Below are 16102 nucleotides of genomic sequence, written 5' to 3' on the forward strand. Positions count from 1 at the left end.
GTCTAGCTTACTCCCAACAGAAGTATAAATCAGCAGAAAAGAAACCTGACTTATCAGAACTACAAAAGCTTTTTATTACTCAAGCTAAAAAGACTGAAGAAAGAGAATGGTTGTCAGAGGTTTCTAATATACCATTGCAGCAATCATTGAATGATTTAAACCAGGCGTTGCTCTAACTTTTTTAAATCAACTCAAGGCAAGAGAAAAGGTAAACCTGTTAAACCTCCAGATTGCTTCGTTCCTCGCAACGCTCCGCGATTTAAAACTAGAAAGTCAAAGCAAACCGCTAGGTTTACATGCATGTGGGTTTAAAGTTGGTCAACATAAAGTCTAGAAGCGCCAAGATTGGAAAGCTGAAAATTGTATCGCCTGTGAGAATTACCTACTGCTCCATCATCAGTAACTATTGTCAAAGATTGTAGGGGCGATTCGCGAATCGCCCCTACTAGATATTTCTTGAGTTTCGTAGTAGAAATACAACCAGAAATCTTACCTCAAACTGATAATTCAGTAGGTATAGATTTAGGTATCAAAACCTTTGCTACATTTAGCGATGGTAGGAAGGTTGATGCTCCTAAACCATTGAAAAAACGTATTAAAAAGTACCGAAAGTTAAGTAAGTCATTATCTAAGAAAACTAAAGGGTCTAAAAGGTATGAAAAAGCACGGGCTAGAGTGGCTAAGTTCCATGCCAAACTGAAAGATACGCTTGACAGATTTTCTGCATAAATTATCCACTGAAATAATTCGTGAAAACCAAACAATTGTTTTAGAGGATTTGTTTGCGTTTGCGTAGCATCCCGTAGGGAAGCATCTCCGTTGGAAACGTTTCTGGTATGGTTAAAAAGCGGTGCGACCCCGCGACGACGCCAGCTCGCTTGCGGAACGCGCACCAAGAGACCGTAAATTATCCAGAGCAATTTCTGATTTAGGTTGGAGAACCCATACGGACTTTTTTAGAAGGAAAAGCAGAAAAATATGGTCGTGATTTTAGAGTCATTAGTCGCCCTTGAGCCAACATCTCAAACCTGCTCATGCTGTGGGTTTAAAGGTGGAAAATTAGACCTTCAGGTGCGAGAATGGGAGTGTCTAAACTGTGGTGCAAAACATGTTCTTAGACGAGAATGCAGCAATAAATATATTAGTCGCGGGCGGGCAGTCCGAGACACTAAACGGACGCGGAGGCAAGCGTAACCCACCCCCATCCCCTCCCGGGAGGGGAGCAAGAGGGGTGGGTGCAGCAGCCAATGAAGTGTCAACCCGCCGAGGAGCTTCGGCTCAGTAGGAATCTCCGCACCTTTAGGCCGGAGAGGATGTCAAATTCCTAATACCTATTTTCTGACGGATTCTGCACCGAAAACTCTTTAACAGTTTATATCATGTCCGGTTGAAAGTTACATTTTGGAGGAAGGAAGGCAGAAGGCAGAAAGGAAAGAAAAGTTCAAAGGGAGAAGGTTTTTTTATCACGCTATTATCCGGACATGATATTACTATTCCCTATTCCTTTTTGTGATAGCGATCGCTTACTATAGATAACTTCACCATGTATTTTTTAGATATCCCCTAAGTTTCCCATTTTTAAATTCATCAATCTTCATAAATCTTCATGAAATCTATTAAGAAAAATTTACAAATGACTTGCAAGTTTAATTATTTAGATTAAAATTAAATCTGTATTGTAATATTAATAATTTATCACAAGATAATTGTTAGATTTAGATCGGGGTGTGATAATTTTTCAGGTGTTATTTAATTTGATAATCTAATAAATGTAACTTTTATAATTAGGGATAGTTAATTACAGCAGTTTCCAAAGTTATGAGGTACTTATGTTGATAGTTTTAGGGGGTAGATGAAGATGGGAATTAGGGTAGCGAACAAGCACAAAATATTTACCCAATTATACCACATTAGTCTGAAATATGCTGTATTTTAAATTATATAGTATAAAAAAGTCACCAAAAAAATTAGAAAAGACAATCAAAATAAAATTAAAATAAATCAATAATTTAAAGATAACTTTATAAAAAAATTAAAAGTTAAAATATAGGTGTTTAGTAAGCTATGAAACAAAATGAAGAATTGTGGAAAAATATTACTGAAGTAATGCCAGTAGCAATAGTAATTAGCCGTACAATTGATTGTGTGATACTTTTCAATAACAAACTCTTTGAATTCACCCTTGGACTACCTGGTCAAAAATTAATTGGTCGTCCCAAATCAGATTTTTACTGTAATCCTCAAGAATGTGAATTGTTGTTTGCAAATCTACATCAAGGAGGTGTCATGGGCGACCGTGAAGTATGCTTAAAAAAAGCAGATGGTACACTATTTTGGGCTAAGACATCAATGCATCCCATCAAGTTTAATGGGGAAAATGCAATACTGTCAATATTTTTGGACATCTCAGAACACAAATTTGCCCAACAGTCATTAAAAATACAAGCTTTAACTTTTGAGAATCTCTATGATGGGGTAATTCTTACGGATATTCATGGTCATATTATTGATTGGAACCCAGCAGCAACTAGAATGTTTGGCTATAGCAAAAATGAAGTTTTGGGTAAGACTCCAGGAATTTTGCACAAACCACAAGAAGCTTCTGTGTTAACTCAGGAAATTCTCAAGAAGATGAAGGAAGATGGGCGCTGGGTAGGAGAAATAAACTTCATTCGTAAAGATGGCAGTGAAGGCATTTGTGAAACTACAGTTGTGCCAATGCTAAATAAATCTCATCACATAGTTGCAACTGTAGGAGTTAATCGAGATATTACAGATCAAACGCAAAGGCAAGTAAATGAAAATATACTCTTAGACTGCCTCAAATCTCGTGAACGTAAACAAGCAGCAGTAGCATTGTTAGGGCAAAAAGCTATAGCAACATCAGATTATCATACACTTCTTGATACAGCTGCCATCATAGTTGCCAAAACGTTAAATGTAAAATTTAGCCAAATTCTAGAGTTGTTACCAGGAAATAATGCTTTGCTTCTCCGTGCTGGAGTAGGTTGGAAAAAAGGGTTGGTTGGTAAAGCTACAATTACTGCTGCCAGAGAAAAGTCTCAAGCTGGTTATACTCTTTTTGTGAATAAACCAGTTACGATCAAAGATTTTCGTGTAGAAACTAGCTTTTCTGGTTCTCCTCTCCTACATAACCATCACATAGTTAGTGGTGTGACTCTCATCATACCTAACTTAAAAATTAAAGCATATAAAACAACTAATAACCCTCATCTTACTCATCAAGCTTGGGGTATTTTGGGGGTTCATAGTTGTGAGTATCGAGAATTTACCCAGGATGAAATATACTTTCTCGAAGCGATCGCCAATATTATCGCAACTGCCATTGAGCGCCATGCTAATGAGGAATACTTGGAACTGATGAAGCGAGCTCTTGATAGCAGTAACAATGGTATCGTGATCACTGATGCTACTCAGCGAGATAATCCCATTATTTATGTTAATCCTAGTTTTAAACGCATTACAGGTTATGAAACTGAAGAACTAATTGGAAAAAATTGCCGATTTTTGCAGGGAAAATTCAAAAGTCAGCCAGCAATTTCTAAGTTAAGAAATGCCATTGTACATGGTCAAGAATGTCATGTTATTTTGCAAAATTTGCGGAAAGATGGCACAGTTTTTTGGAATGAACTATTCGTTGCACCAGTTTACAACTCTCAAAACCATTTAACACATTTTATTGGTATTCAAACAGATGTTACCGAAAGATTCCGTTGGGAAGCAGAATTATTTATTAAGTCCCAAGCATTAGAAAAATTTAGTTCTAGTCTCAAGCAACTACATAGAATTGCTACTTGTAATTACAATAATATAGAAGAACTTTTTGCTGATTATCTCCAAGCTGGTTGTGAAATTTTCGGCACGGATACTGGCGTTATTGGTGAAATCAAGGAGGAATTATATATTATCAGAGCTGTACAATCAAAGCAGGATTATTTTGTACCAGGCAGAAAATTTACTTTATGCGATACTTTCTGTAAAAGAGTAATTAAAGAAGAAAGAACAATCTGTATTGATGAGTTAGAACCCTCGGCAGCAAAAAGTATGCCAATAAAAGTATATATTTGTACTCCAATACTTGTAAATCATCAAATCTATGGTACTTTATGTTTCTTATCTCCCCAAGGAAGAACTAAAGAATTTGAATACTACGAACAAGAAATTATTGAATTAATGGCTCAAGGTATTGGCAGATTTATTAGAGATCATCAAGTAGAGTTGGAACGTCAGCAAGCTGAAGTGTTACTCCGAGAAAGCGAAAAACGTTACCGTCGTTTAGTAGAATCTTCACCAGCAGCGATATCAGTAATTTGGATGGAAAAGGTTGTTTATATCAATTCTGCTGGCGCTCAGTTACTTGGTGCAAAATCTCCAACAGAAATTATCGGTCAATCAATCTGGAAATTTGTTCACCCAGACTACATAGAATTAGAGAAGCAGCGACTGCAACAAGTTCAGGAACAAAAAGAACAAACACATTTAGAAGAAGAAAAGTTAATCACCCTAGATGGAAAAATCATAGATGTGGAAATAACTGGAATACCCTATACTTATTATGACAAGGCAGCAGTACAGATAATTATTAGAGATATCACTCAACGCAAACAAGCACAACAAAAACTGCTCCATGAGGCCCTTCATGATGCACTGACAGGTTTACCAAACCGTACCTTACTATTTGATAGATTAGAACAAGCACTGCGTAGATCTAGACAACATTTAGATTATGAGTTTGTTATTCTGTTTCTAGATTTAGACCGGTTTAAAGTAATTAACGATAGCTTGGGACATTATATAGGAGATCAACTATTAATAGCGATCGCTAAGATACTTCAGAGTTGCATTAAAGCATCAGATACTCTGGCGAGATTAGGAGGAGACGAGTTCACAATATTATTAGAGTATCCACCGGACATTAGCTATGCTGCCAGAGTAGCTCATAAAATTAATCAAGAACTTGCCAAACCTATTTATATTGAAGGACATGAAATTTTTACTACCGCTAGTATTGGCATTGTTCACAGTCGTGGAAATTTTGCCGATCATACCGATAAAAATCATCCCCCTATTTGTCCTATCTACAACAACCCAGAAGACTTACTACGAGATGCAGACATTGCTATGTATAGAGCTAAAGCGTCTGGTAAAGCAAGACATGAAGTATTTGATGTGATCATGCATGACCAAGCTATATCTTTGCTGGAGCTAGAAAATGACCTCCGACGAGCTGTAGAAATGATTAAACAAAATCCAGCTAATTCTCAATTTGTCTTAAATTACCAGCCAATTGTTTGTTTATCTACAGGTAAAATTACGGGTTTTGAAGCTTTGATACGTTGGCATCATCCAACTAAAGGCTTGATTTCTCCAGGGCAGTTTATTCCTCTGGCAGAAGAAACTGGTTTAATTGTGCCTCTAGGAATGTGGGTATTACGAGCTGCTTGTCATCAATTAACTATTTGGCAGCAAGAGTTTTTTGAACATCAACATCAAGAAAACTATTGTCAGTTTGCAGTAAATTGCACTCAAGAAATATCCTCAACATCTAACTGTTTATCTCAAGTCAACAATGGCAATGGCAATGGCAATGGCAATGGCAATGGCAATGGCAATGGCAATGGCAATGGCAATGGCAAATGCAATTCTAATTGCCCTGCCTTTAATTCTACTTGTGAATTTCCTAACTACAATTTGACTATGAGTGTTAATCTTTCTAGTCATCAAATTTCACAACCAAATTTAGTAGAAGAAATTGAGGAAATTTTGCAAGCAACAGACTGTAAACCTCATTGTTTGAAACTTGAAATTACCGAAACAGTGATTATGGAAAATGTGATTTTAGCAACCACAGTATTGAATCAATTGAAGAATCGAAATATTAAATTATCAATTGACGACTTTGGTACAGGTTATTCATCATTAAGTTATCTACACCAATTCCCAATTAATAGTCTAAAAATCGACCGCTCTTTTGTTAGTCCATTAGACTCAGATGTTACTGGTCAGTCGTTAAAAATTGTCAGTGCCATTATTGCATTAGCTCATAATTTAGGTTTAGAGATCGTTGCAGAAGGAATAGAAACTCAAGAGCAAATGCAACAATTAAAGCAACTTAAATGTGAAAAAGGACAAGGATATTTATTTTCAAAGCCAGTTGATAGTTACCAAGCAACTAAACTACTTCGTAATTTTAACTATCATAAAATATTGCAATAGACATCTTCACCGAAAGGAGTCAGGAGTCAGGAGTCAGGAGTCAGGAGGGAAGAAAGAAGAAAGAAATAAGAGGAGGAAAAGGAGAAAGTTTTTTTTATCACTAATTATCCTGACATGATATTATTTGGTAATATTATTTCTGTTGAATTAAGTTAATAATTTATATAATTAATAGTGGCAATAATCAGTACATTTCCCAATATTTTTGTCCAAGTTTTTCTAGTCGGAGCATGGTTAGGAATTATTTTAATTTTTGCTGAAGTACTTAACCGCTTTGCCAAAGTAGATCCAGAAGTATCACGAAAAGTAGTTCATATCGGCACAGGTAATGTAATTCTATTAGCTTGGTGGTTACAAATTCCGGCATGGGTAGGTATTATGGCTGGAATTCTTTCAGCAGCGATCGCTTTAATTTCCTATCAACTTCCCATTCTTCCCAGTGTTAATAGTGTGGGACGCAAAAGTTTAGGCACATTTTTCTATGCAGTTAGCATTGGCATTCTTATTGGTTGCTTTTGGTTTATCGAACAACCTCAATATGCAGCTCTGGGTATTTTAATTATGGCTTGGGGCGATGGTTTAGCTGCTGTTATTGGTCAAAATTTTGGCAAACATCCTTATCAAGTTTGGGGGATGAAGAAAAGTTGGGAGGGTTCCCTAACTATGTGTTTGGTTAGTTATATTATTTGTAGTTTGATTCTTTTGGCAGTACAAGGCAATATTTGGCAAACCTGGGTAGTTGCTATTCCTGTGGCGTTAGGTGCTACTGCTTTGGAGACTCTATCAAAAATTGGTATTGATAATTTAACTGTACCACTGGGTAGTGCTGCTATATGCTTTGTGCTAAATCAATTGTTATAGGGAATAGTTCAACAATTAATAATTAATAATTAATAATTAATAATTAATAATTACCTCTTCTTTTCAAGGAGAGGCTTTAAACCTGAATTATTCGGCAAAGATAACTGAGTATTAGATATATAAATAATTTGAAATATTAACATTTTACATATTTGAAGAATTGGAAAAATTTATGCAGCACAATTTTTCGTATTTAATATAATTTTGCGTACCTATTTAATTGTCAATAAGTTTAACGTTAGTTAATCTTTTTTTACTGAAAGATGGGTTTAAAAAGGATTTCCTGAAAGGGTTTGCGGAGCTTTTGTCTACGGAAATGCTGTTTGCGGAGCATTCCGGTACGGAAAATACCGATGGCTAGTTAGGGCTTGCTGAAAAAGTCTTATGGGTGAAGGTAGGAGACAGGAGACAACCCACCCCTCGCCCCTCCCCCTCCCAACCCACCCCTAGCCCCTCCCAGGAGGGGAGGGGAAGACAGGAGAAATGGGAATTTGGAGGAGGTAGGAGCGGGCGTTTTTTCCCAAGATTGTGCTGCCCAACTCTTGAGCAAAATCCTGAATTTTTGAACCATTACCACCTAAAACCTCGCACTTTTTCCAGATCTAAAATTGCTCAAACCAATATCAGTCAATAAGCGCGATATTTAATCAGCAAACCCTAGTTAAAACTAATAAAATCAAGCCTCATTAAACAACCATAATCAATTTTGTTTCTAGTGAAACTTTAGGGATGTTGTATACAACATCCCTACATTATGATTAATTAATTGTGACTTGATATTATTAGTTCTGACAGAACTTATTTTTTTCTACTAAGCTAACAATTTTACGGAACTTTTTGTAAGTTGTTGCGCATTTAAACCACTTATTTGTTGTATGCTTAATTAAAAGGACAACCCTTATTACTTCTGAATTCTGACTTCTGAATTCTAACTTCTGACTTGCTAATAATAAGAGGTATTTTAAATGCGTTTTAGCTTATTAATCTGCCCAATTAGGTCCGTGATAAGGGTCTCCTTCAAAAGGATTTACACCAATCATTGGGTACATATCATCGCTAGGACCAAAAATGCGACTAATTGCTTCTGAGATATAAACAACAGCTTTTTCAATAGATTGGAAAATACTCATAATTGTTACCCCTTTTTTTGTCGTCAATAAAACTTTTATTTCCTTACACTTTTATTCTAGCTGCTTTTTCTCTGACTTGATGATAGTTGTAACATTTATTTGGAGCTTGTATCGTTTCGTAACTACTGACTATAGGGATCGACAGAAAATGTGAAGAATTATAGTTTTATATTTACAAGAATTTACTTTTAGCTGATACTTCACTAGGTTAAAACTCACAGGATTATCTATATTATGATTATTTTATATTTAAACTGTAGTATAACATAATTGACTCCAAAAGTATTAAATGCAAGGCTGATTATAATTAAAGTTACTATATCGATCACCAATAAAATTTTAGATACAGCCTTATCTGACTATAAATAACTTTAGAAGTGAAAGAAGTAGAAGAGTTACTAATAGTTTTACGGACAATTATCAAAATCACCTGGACAGATATAGTAAAAATTACTATAATTAACTAGCTATCAGCTATCAGCATTTCAGCTATCAGCTTTTTGACCTTGGGTTTATACCCCGGTAACTAATGGGCTGGATGGTTGAGTCGGGGTTGAAATCTCCGACGAAGGCTTCATTAATGGATAATGGATAATTACTTCTCCCTAAAAGGGAAAGGATTGACAAACGCCGAAAAAATTTATTCTCTTGGTCGATTTGATATGGTTAGGTAACCCATCCATCCCTCGACCACTTTTTTCCCCTTGAAAGGGGAGGCTAATAAAGCTGAATTATTTAATTATTCGGTAAAAAAAAGTTAATCATGCTGACCGCTGACCGCTGAGTGCTGACTGCTATTTAAAATCAAGAGCTTAGTTAAGAAGTTGTCCAATGACACAAGAAGATCGAGAACTTTCTCTCTCGCCAGAAGATTACAGTTTGTTAACAGACCTCTACCAATTAACAATGACAGCTTGTTATATTGGGGAGGAAATAGACCAACGACAAGCTAATTTTGAAGTATTTGTGCGAAGACTCCCGGTAGGTTTTGGCTATCTCATTGCCATGGGTTTAGCACAAGTATTAGACTATTTAGAAAAATTTCGATTTAACCCCGCACAAATTAAGGCTTTAAAGTCAACTGGGATATTTGCTAATGTGCCTCATAAATTTTGGTCGGTTTTGGCAGAAGCTAAATTTACTGGAGATGTATGGGCAGTACCAGAAGGAACAGCCATATTTCCGAACCAACCTCTATTGCGGATAGAAGCTCCACTTTGGCAAGGACAGTTAGTGGAAACATATCTATTGAATACTCTCAACTACCAAACTTTAATTGCCACAAAAGCAGCTAGAATGAGGGATATTGCAGGCAATGAAGCAAAATTATTTGAATTTGGCACTCGACGCGCATTTAGTCCCCAAGCTAGTGTTTGGGCGGCTCGTGCTGCTTTAGCAGGCGGGATGGATGCTACTTCTAATGTTTTGGCAGCTTTGAAATTAGGTCGTAAACCTGTCGGTACAATGGCTCATGCTTTGGTGATGGCAATATCTGCTGTTGAAGGTACGGAGGAAGATGCTTTTGATGCTTTTCAACGATATTTTCCTGAAGCACCCCTGTTGATTGATACTTACGATACATCAGCAGCTACCCGTTTATTGGCACAACGAGTTAAGCAGGGTGAAATACAGGTGAGTGGGGTAAGGTTAGATTCAGGAAATTTAGTCCAATTATCCCAAGAGGTACGATCGCTACTACCAGAAGTGAAAATTTTTGCTAGTGGAGATATAGATGAGTGGGAAATAGCTAGACTTCAGCAGGAGAATGCTTGTATAGATGGGTATGGTATTGGTACTAAGTTGGTAACTGGTGCCCCTGTCAATGGAGTTTATAAATTGGTAGAAATAGACGGCATTCCAGTGATGAAAAATTCTACGGGGAAAGTGAGTTATCCTGGTCGAAAACAAATATATAGATATCTGGAAAATGGTCAATTGAAACAAGATTATTTGGGATTAATGGACGAAGATGTATCGAATCAAACAGAACATCAGACTGATTCTTTCATAAAATTAATGTCACAAATAGTTAAAAATGGGAAAATAGTGCAAAAATCGGAAAATCTAGAAGCGATCGCTAAACGTACCGCCACTTCTGTTGCTAGTTTACCTCCAGAAATTCGTAGTCTAGAAAATCCTAATTTGTTACCAATGAAAATTTCTGATAACTTACGAAAGAAGGATGAGAGTTTGAAAACCACGTCTTTTTAAAGCGTGGATGAAAAACGAGCAGGCGATTTTAATCGCCTTAAAAAGCTGTCATTTCTTATTATTAATGTTATCACAAAAGCAAGGAGGTGAGAAAGATGTATGGATGCCAACAAGAGTTAATTAAAAATTCCGAAAATGTCCCGTTTTTAGAATACTTATGTACCACAGGAAATAAACTCATAAATTGTGGGATTTATTTGAGCAGACAATGGTATTTTAAGTTGGGTAAGACCCCGGGCAAGTACGATTTAGAAAAGAAGTTAAAATCCAATATAAATTATCAGTTTTTGTATTCTCAAGCAGCACAGCAAACTCTTAGGACAGTAGTAGAAGCATTTAAGTCATATAAAGAACTTTCTAAAAAGTACAAAAAAGGAGAATTAACCAATAAGCCTCAATTGCCTAAGTACCGTAAAAAGGGAGGAATGGGAATTATAAATTATCCCAAACAAGCTTTAAAACTTGAAAAAGGTAAAGTAAAAATACCTTTGGGAAGAAAGGTTAAAGCAGCATTTAGAGTTGATAGTTTTTTCTTAGACTTTCCCACTAATCTTGAGTTTAAAGAAATCAGAGAAATTAGGATTTTGCCCCGTAATGGTTGTTTTTATGTTGAATGGGTTTATGAGTTAAAAGCCGATCAACCTCAGTTAGATAAAGCCAAAGTATTAGGGATTGACCATGGGGTTGATAATTGGTTAAGTTGTATCTCCAATGTAGGGGCAAGCTTCATTATTGATGGTAAACATCTTAAGTCAAAAAATCAATGGTACAACAAACAAATTGCGAAAATTAAAGAAGGAAAAACTCAAGGGTTTTGGTCAAAGAAATTAGCGTGTATAACTGAAAAACGCAACAGGCAAATGCGCGATGCTGTTAACAAGGCAGCAAGATTAGTAATTAACTATTGTTTAAAACATGGCATTGGTCGAATAGTTTTTGGTTGGAACAAACGACAAAAAGATAGCATTGACATCGGAAGCAAAAACAACCAAAAGTTTGTACAAATTCCTACAGCAAAACTCAAAGAACGGATTAGTCAGTTATGCGAATTGTATGGTGTAGAGTTTATTGAAACCGAAGAATCGTACACCTCGCAAGCTAGCTTTTTAGATGGTGACTTCCTGCCAACTATTGGTGAAAAACCCAAAAGCTGGAAAGCATCTGGTAAGCGAATTAAACGAGGACTTTATCAAACTCAAAGCGGTTTGTTGGTTAATGCCGATATTAATGGCGCAGCTAATATTCTCAAAAAAGTAGCGACAACTTTAGAGTTTTCTCTCAAAGAAGTCAGTAGTGGCACTTTGATAATGCCTTTAAGAGTTCGTTTCTGGACTGCTTAAGAATCTGCGTGTCTTTAGACCGCAGAGTGTCAAACAAAAAACTAAAGAATTTAGAATTTAAAATTTAAAATTGTTGTAAGCATTTCCTCCGGAATGCTGCGCAAACAGCCGTCAGCTAGCCTCCTATCGGAGGAACTGCGTTAACAGCTATTGCTTTTAGTTGAGGATAAAAGCTTTATTAATTGTCTGACTACAAAAGTTGGCTCCCTTGCCCTTAAAGTCAGTTGTTAATTAATAATTACCTCTTCTGTAATAGAAGGATTAGTTAAAATAAATGACTTTTTTGGTAAAAAAGAACAGAAAAATTTGAGAATTAAAATAGGTGTATTAATTTCAGTTAATTATCAAGATTAAATTATGAATAATTCCCAAGTATTATCAGGTTTAATGGGCGTGTGTATTGGAGATGCTTTAGGGGTACCAGTCGAATTTTCTAGTCGCAGCGAAAGAACAATTAAACCTGTCACAGAAATGATTGGTTATGGTGTACATAATCAACCTCCAGGCACCTGGTCAGATGATAGTTCAATGACATTATGTTTAGCTGAATGTCTGTGTGAAGGATTTGATTTAGAAGCGATCGCCCACTCTTTTTATCGGTGGCGTTATGAAGATTATTGGACTCCTTGGGGTAAAGTTTTTGATATTGGAGGTACTACTGCTGGAGCTATTTCTCGGATTAAAAAAGGTGTCTCAGCAATAGAAGCTGGAGGTAAAGAAGAAAGAAATAATGGCAATGGTTCGCTAATGAGAATTTTACCTCTAGTTTATAACTATAAAAACGTTGAATTTCCAGAGTTAATTCAACAAGTCCATGACTGTTCTTGTATAACTCATGCTCATTTAAGGTCACAAATGGCTTGTGGTATTTATATTAGTATAGCTATTTGTTTATTAGAAGGTTTAGAAGTAAAGAAAGCATATTTACAAGGAATTAAAAATATTAAACAAATATACTCACAAGAAAAGTATGCAGAAGAGATATCTCGTTTCCGAAAAGTACTGGATGGAGAAATTGAAACTCTACCTGTAACCAGAATTCATGCAGGTGGTTATGTATTAGATACATTAGAAGCTTCTTTATGGTGTTTATTAACTACAAATTCTTTTGCCGAAGCCGTTCTCAAAGCAGTAAATTTAGGAGAAGATACAGATACAACTGGAGCCGTAACAGGAGGTTTAGCAGGAATTTATTATGGTATAGAAAATATGCCAAATGAGTGGATAGAAGTTATTGCTAGAAAAGATGATATAGTCAATTTAGCTACTCGTTTAGAAACTGCTATTTCATTAATGGATAATGGATAATGGATAATGGATAATTACTTCTCCCTAAAAGGAAGAGGATTGATCCTTAAAGAAAAAATTTATTTTTTCCCCTTTCAAGGGCAGGAGGCGAAATTAGCTGAATTATTTAATTATTAATTATTAATTATTCGGTAAGCATTTCCTGCGGAATGTTGCGCAAACAGCTATTAGCTGTCAGTTAGCCTCCTCCGGAGGAACTGCGGACTTCAGCAACAATCCTCTCTCCTTAAGGACAGTGTTTAATTAGGGCTTGCTGATTAAATCTAAAAGTATTTACAGATAAAGGTTTTAGCCTTTTTAGGGCCTTTAAAAAGTGTCTAGTTTTCAGTCTAAAACCCTCAAAAAGGAGCGTATTTTAGGCGCATAGTTGGGCAGAAAAATTATTCTTACAAAACTTAGCTCCTACCTCTTCTAAGTACCCCGTTCCTCCTGTCTTCCCCTCCTGGGAGGGGTTAGGGGTGGGTTGTCTCCTGTCTCCTACCCTCACCCATAAGACTTTTTCAGCAAACCCTAATTAAATTAAAATAGACTTTAAGGGCAAGGGAGGCAACTTTGTATAGTAATACAATTAATAAAGCTTTTATCCTAAACTAAAAGCAATAACTGATGGCTGATAGCTAATGGCTGACGGCTGAATGCTTACACTGCTATATTAGAAAAATGTCCGACTTAGGAATTGATACAAAATCAAAAAAAATGACTCAAATTGCTTTATTCGGAACCAGTGCCGATCCACCAACATCCGGACATGAAACAATTATTAAATGGCTCTCTCAAAACTTCGATCAAGTAATAGTTTGGGCATCAGATAATCCCTTTAAATCACATAAAATACCCCTAAAACAACGTTCGGCAATGTTATCAATTTTGATTGAAAATATTGACTCTAATAAAAACAATATTTCTGTCAATTCAGAATTAAGTAGTCGCCGTACTATAGAAACCGTTGAACGTGCCAGAAAAAAATGGGATAATGCGGAATTTACTTTAGTAGTAGGTTCAGATTTAGTCAAACAATTACCAAATTGGTATAAAATAGAAGAACTTTTGCAGAAAGTAGGATTATTAGTTGTACCTAGAAAAGGTATTACAATAGAAGAGGCAGATTTGCAAAAGTTAAGAGAACTAAATACAGGAGTAAAAATAGCTTCTTTAGAAGTTCCTAATGTTTCCTCATCCGCATATCGCGACCAAGGAGACCCAGCAATTATTACGCCTTCTATTAAAGATTATATATATCGGGAGCATTTATACAAATGCCAGGACGCGACCATAGAAAAAGTGTAAATGATAAAAATAATAAAGCAGACTTTAAAGTAGGAGTAGATAACGTAATTTTTTCCGTCGATACTCAACAAAACCGCCTATTGGTTTTATTAGTGATGCGACAAAAAGAACCATTTATTAACTACTGGAGTTTGCCAGGTACATTAGTAATACAAGGAGAATCTCTAGAAGCAGCAGCTTACAGAATTTTAGCCGAAAAAATTAAGGTAAAAAATCTATATTTAGAGCAATTATATACTTTTGGCGGTCCTGATCGTGACCCCAGAGAATCTATTTATAATTGTAGATATTTATCAGTCAGTTATTTTGCTCTAGTTAGATTTGAAGAAGCAGAATTAATTGCCGATGGAGTAACAGGTATTGCTTGGTATCCTCTGGAACAAATTCCTCAGTTAGCATTTGATCATCAACAAATTATTGAATATGGATATCTTAGATTAAGAAATAAACTTGAGTATAGTCCTGTTGCTTTTGATGTTTTACCAGAGCAGTTTACTTTGGGGGAATTATATCAACTTTATACAACTATTTTAGGAGACAATTTTTCAGATTATTCTAATTTTCGTGCCAAGCTATTAAAGTTAGGTTTCTTATCTGATACTGGAGTAAAAACATCACGGGGAGCAGGTAGGCCAGCTAGTCTTTATCGGTTTGATGTTGAAGCGTTTGCTTTGGTAAAAGATAAACCTTTAATGTTTATTTGATGGAGTTATTTCAGTTATCAGCTAATAGTTAATATGTAAGCATTCAGCTATTAGCATTTCCTAGGTCATGTTCCGCAAACAGCAATCAGATGCATGAACTTATGCAAGCAATAACTGAGGTTAGGTTATAGCCAATTTCATTAATGAATTTTAATTCTCCTTATCTGGCATCAGTTAACAGGAGGCATAAGAAGGCGTTGAGCCAACAAAACTTTAGAGACCTTTACCAGAAAATTGGGTTTAAAGCCTCGCCCATAAGCGGGCGACTTTTTAGTAGTTGATTTTATTTCAATAAATATGTTATCATGTATTTAGTTTAAGAGTCAAATGATGAAAGCTAGATTTAAGTATCGTATCTATCCAACACCGGGACAAAAATACCGATTAGCAAAGCTATTTGGTTGTGTCCGTGTGGTTTGGAATGATAGCCTGGCTTGTTGTCAACAAAAGTATAGATCGGGAGAAAAGAAACCTAACTTATCTCAACTACAAAAACAGTTTATCACTCAATCAAAAAACACTGAAGACAGAGAATGGTTATCAGAAGTTTCTGCGATACCATTGCAGCAATCTTTAAATGATTTAAATCAGGCTTATCAAAATTTTTTCAAATCAACTAAAGGTCAACAGAAAGGTAGACCTGTAAAACCTCCAGATTGCTTCGTTCCTCGCAACGCTCCGCGATTCAAAAGTAGAAAGTCAAAGCAAACTGCTAGGTTTACACTCGTGAGGATTTAAAGTTGGTCAACATAAAGTTTAGAAGCGCCAAGATTGGAAAGCTGAAAATAGTTTCGCCCGTGAGAGTTACCTGCTCCTCCATCATCAGTAACAGTAATCAAAGATTGTAGGGGCGATTCGCGAATCGCCCCTACTAGATATTTCTTGAGTTTTGTAGTGGAAATACAACCAGAAGTCTTACCTCAAACTGATAATTCAGTAGGCATAGATTTAGGTATTAAAACTTTTGCTACATTTAGCAATGGTACAAAGGTTGATGCTCCTAAACCACTTAAGAAACGAATTA

At 35.9% G+C, this 16102-nt stretch carries 13 protein-coding genes; 12 read left to right on the plus strand and 1 reads right to left on the minus strand.

Annotated features, from left to right (window positions below):
* Window positions 1–456 precede the first annotated feature (456 nt).
* From F6K54_RS23715 to F6K54_RS23730, 5 genes are all read left to right on the plus strand, one after another.
* Window positions 457–729, plus strand: a complete 273-nt coding sequence (locus F6K54_RS23715) for a transposase (RefSeq protein ID WP_293082803.1) — start codon at window positions 457–459, stop codon at window positions 727–729.
* A 249-nt stretch (window positions 730–978) separates the two neighbouring features.
* Window positions 979–1194 (plus strand): zinc ribbon domain-containing protein, encoded by a 216-nt coding sequence (locus tag F6K54_RS43150; protein ID WP_366558218.1) that lies wholly within the window; start codon window positions 979–981, stop codon window positions 1192–1194.
* Entirely contained in the window at window positions 1109–1285 is a 177-nt protein-coding gene (locus F6K54_RS43155; RefSeq protein ID WP_366558219.1) for a hypothetical protein, read from the plus strand. The genes F6K54_RS43150 and F6K54_RS43155 overlap by 86 nt, the downstream gene beginning before the upstream one ends.
* Window positions 1286–2064: 779 nt before the next feature.
* Window positions 2065–6237, plus strand: a complete 4173-nt coding sequence (locus F6K54_RS23725) for a PAS domain S-box protein (RefSeq protein ID WP_293082806.1) — start codon at window positions 2065–2067, stop codon at window positions 6235–6237.
* A gap of 171 nt (window positions 6238–6408) precedes the next feature.
* Window positions 6409–7098: a diacylglycerol/polyprenol kinase family protein gene (locus F6K54_RS23730; protein ID WP_293082828.1), complete on the plus strand. Its 690-nt coding sequence runs from the start codon at window positions 6409–6411 to the stop codon at window positions 7096–7098.
* 980 nt (window positions 7099–8078) lie between these two features.
* On the opposite strand, the gene F6K54_RS23735 is transcribed toward F6K54_RS23730, so the two are convergent.
* A complete protein-coding gene (locus F6K54_RS23735) occupies window positions 8079–8228 on the minus strand; it encodes a hypothetical protein (RefSeq protein ID WP_293082808.1) in 150 nt (49 codons plus the stop codon).
* An 831-nt stretch (window positions 8229–9059) separates the two neighbouring features.
* On the opposite strand from F6K54_RS23735, the gene F6K54_RS23740 reads away from it, so the two are divergent.
* The 7 genes from F6K54_RS23740 to F6K54_RS23770 all read left to right on the plus strand — a co-directional run.
* Window positions 9060–10439, plus strand: coding sequence for a nicotinate phosphoribosyltransferase (locus F6K54_RS23740; RefSeq protein ID WP_293082811.1), 1380 nt, complete (start codon window positions 9060–9062; stop codon window positions 10437–10439).
* 95 nt (window positions 10440–10534) lie between these two features.
* The gene (locus F6K54_RS23745; RefSeq protein ID WP_293082814.1) at window positions 10535–11779 is read left to right on the plus strand and encodes a transposase; all 1245 of its coding nucleotides are present in this window, start codon (window positions 10535–10537) and stop codon (window positions 11777–11779) included.
* A gap of 357 nt (window positions 11780–12136) precedes the next feature.
* A complete protein-coding gene (locus F6K54_RS23750; protein WP_293082817.1) occupies window positions 12137–13087 on the plus strand; it encodes an ADP-ribosylglycohydrolase family protein in 951 nt (316 codons plus the stop codon).
* A gap of 696 nt (window positions 13088–13783) precedes the next feature.
* Window positions 13784–14374 (plus strand): nicotinate-nucleotide adenylyltransferase, encoded by a 591-nt coding sequence (locus F6K54_RS23755; protein WP_293082819.1) that lies wholly within the window; start codon window positions 13784–13786, stop codon window positions 14372–14374.
* Window positions 14344–15078 carry an NUDIX domain-containing protein gene (locus F6K54_RS23760; RefSeq protein ID WP_293082822.1) on the plus strand — a complete coding sequence of 245 codons (735 nt, stop codon included), beginning with the start codon at window positions 14344–14346 and terminating at the stop codon, window positions 15076–15078. The genes F6K54_RS23755 and F6K54_RS23760 overlap by 31 nt, the downstream gene beginning before the upstream one ends.
* 327 nt (window positions 15079–15405) lie before the next feature.
* Entirely contained in the window at window positions 15406–15816 is a 411-nt protein-coding gene (locus F6K54_RS23765; protein ID WP_293082825.1) for a helix-turn-helix domain-containing protein, read from the plus strand.
* A 156-nt stretch (window positions 15817–15972) separates the two neighbouring features.
* On the plus strand, window positions 15973–16102 hold a 130-nt coding region (locus F6K54_RS23770; RefSeq protein WP_293082830.1), incomplete at its 3' end, for a transposase.

Source organism: Okeania sp. SIO3B5 (genome assembly GCF_010692555.1).
Lineage (GTDB): Bacteria > Cyanobacteriota > Cyanobacteriia > Cyanobacteriales > Microcoleaceae > Okeania.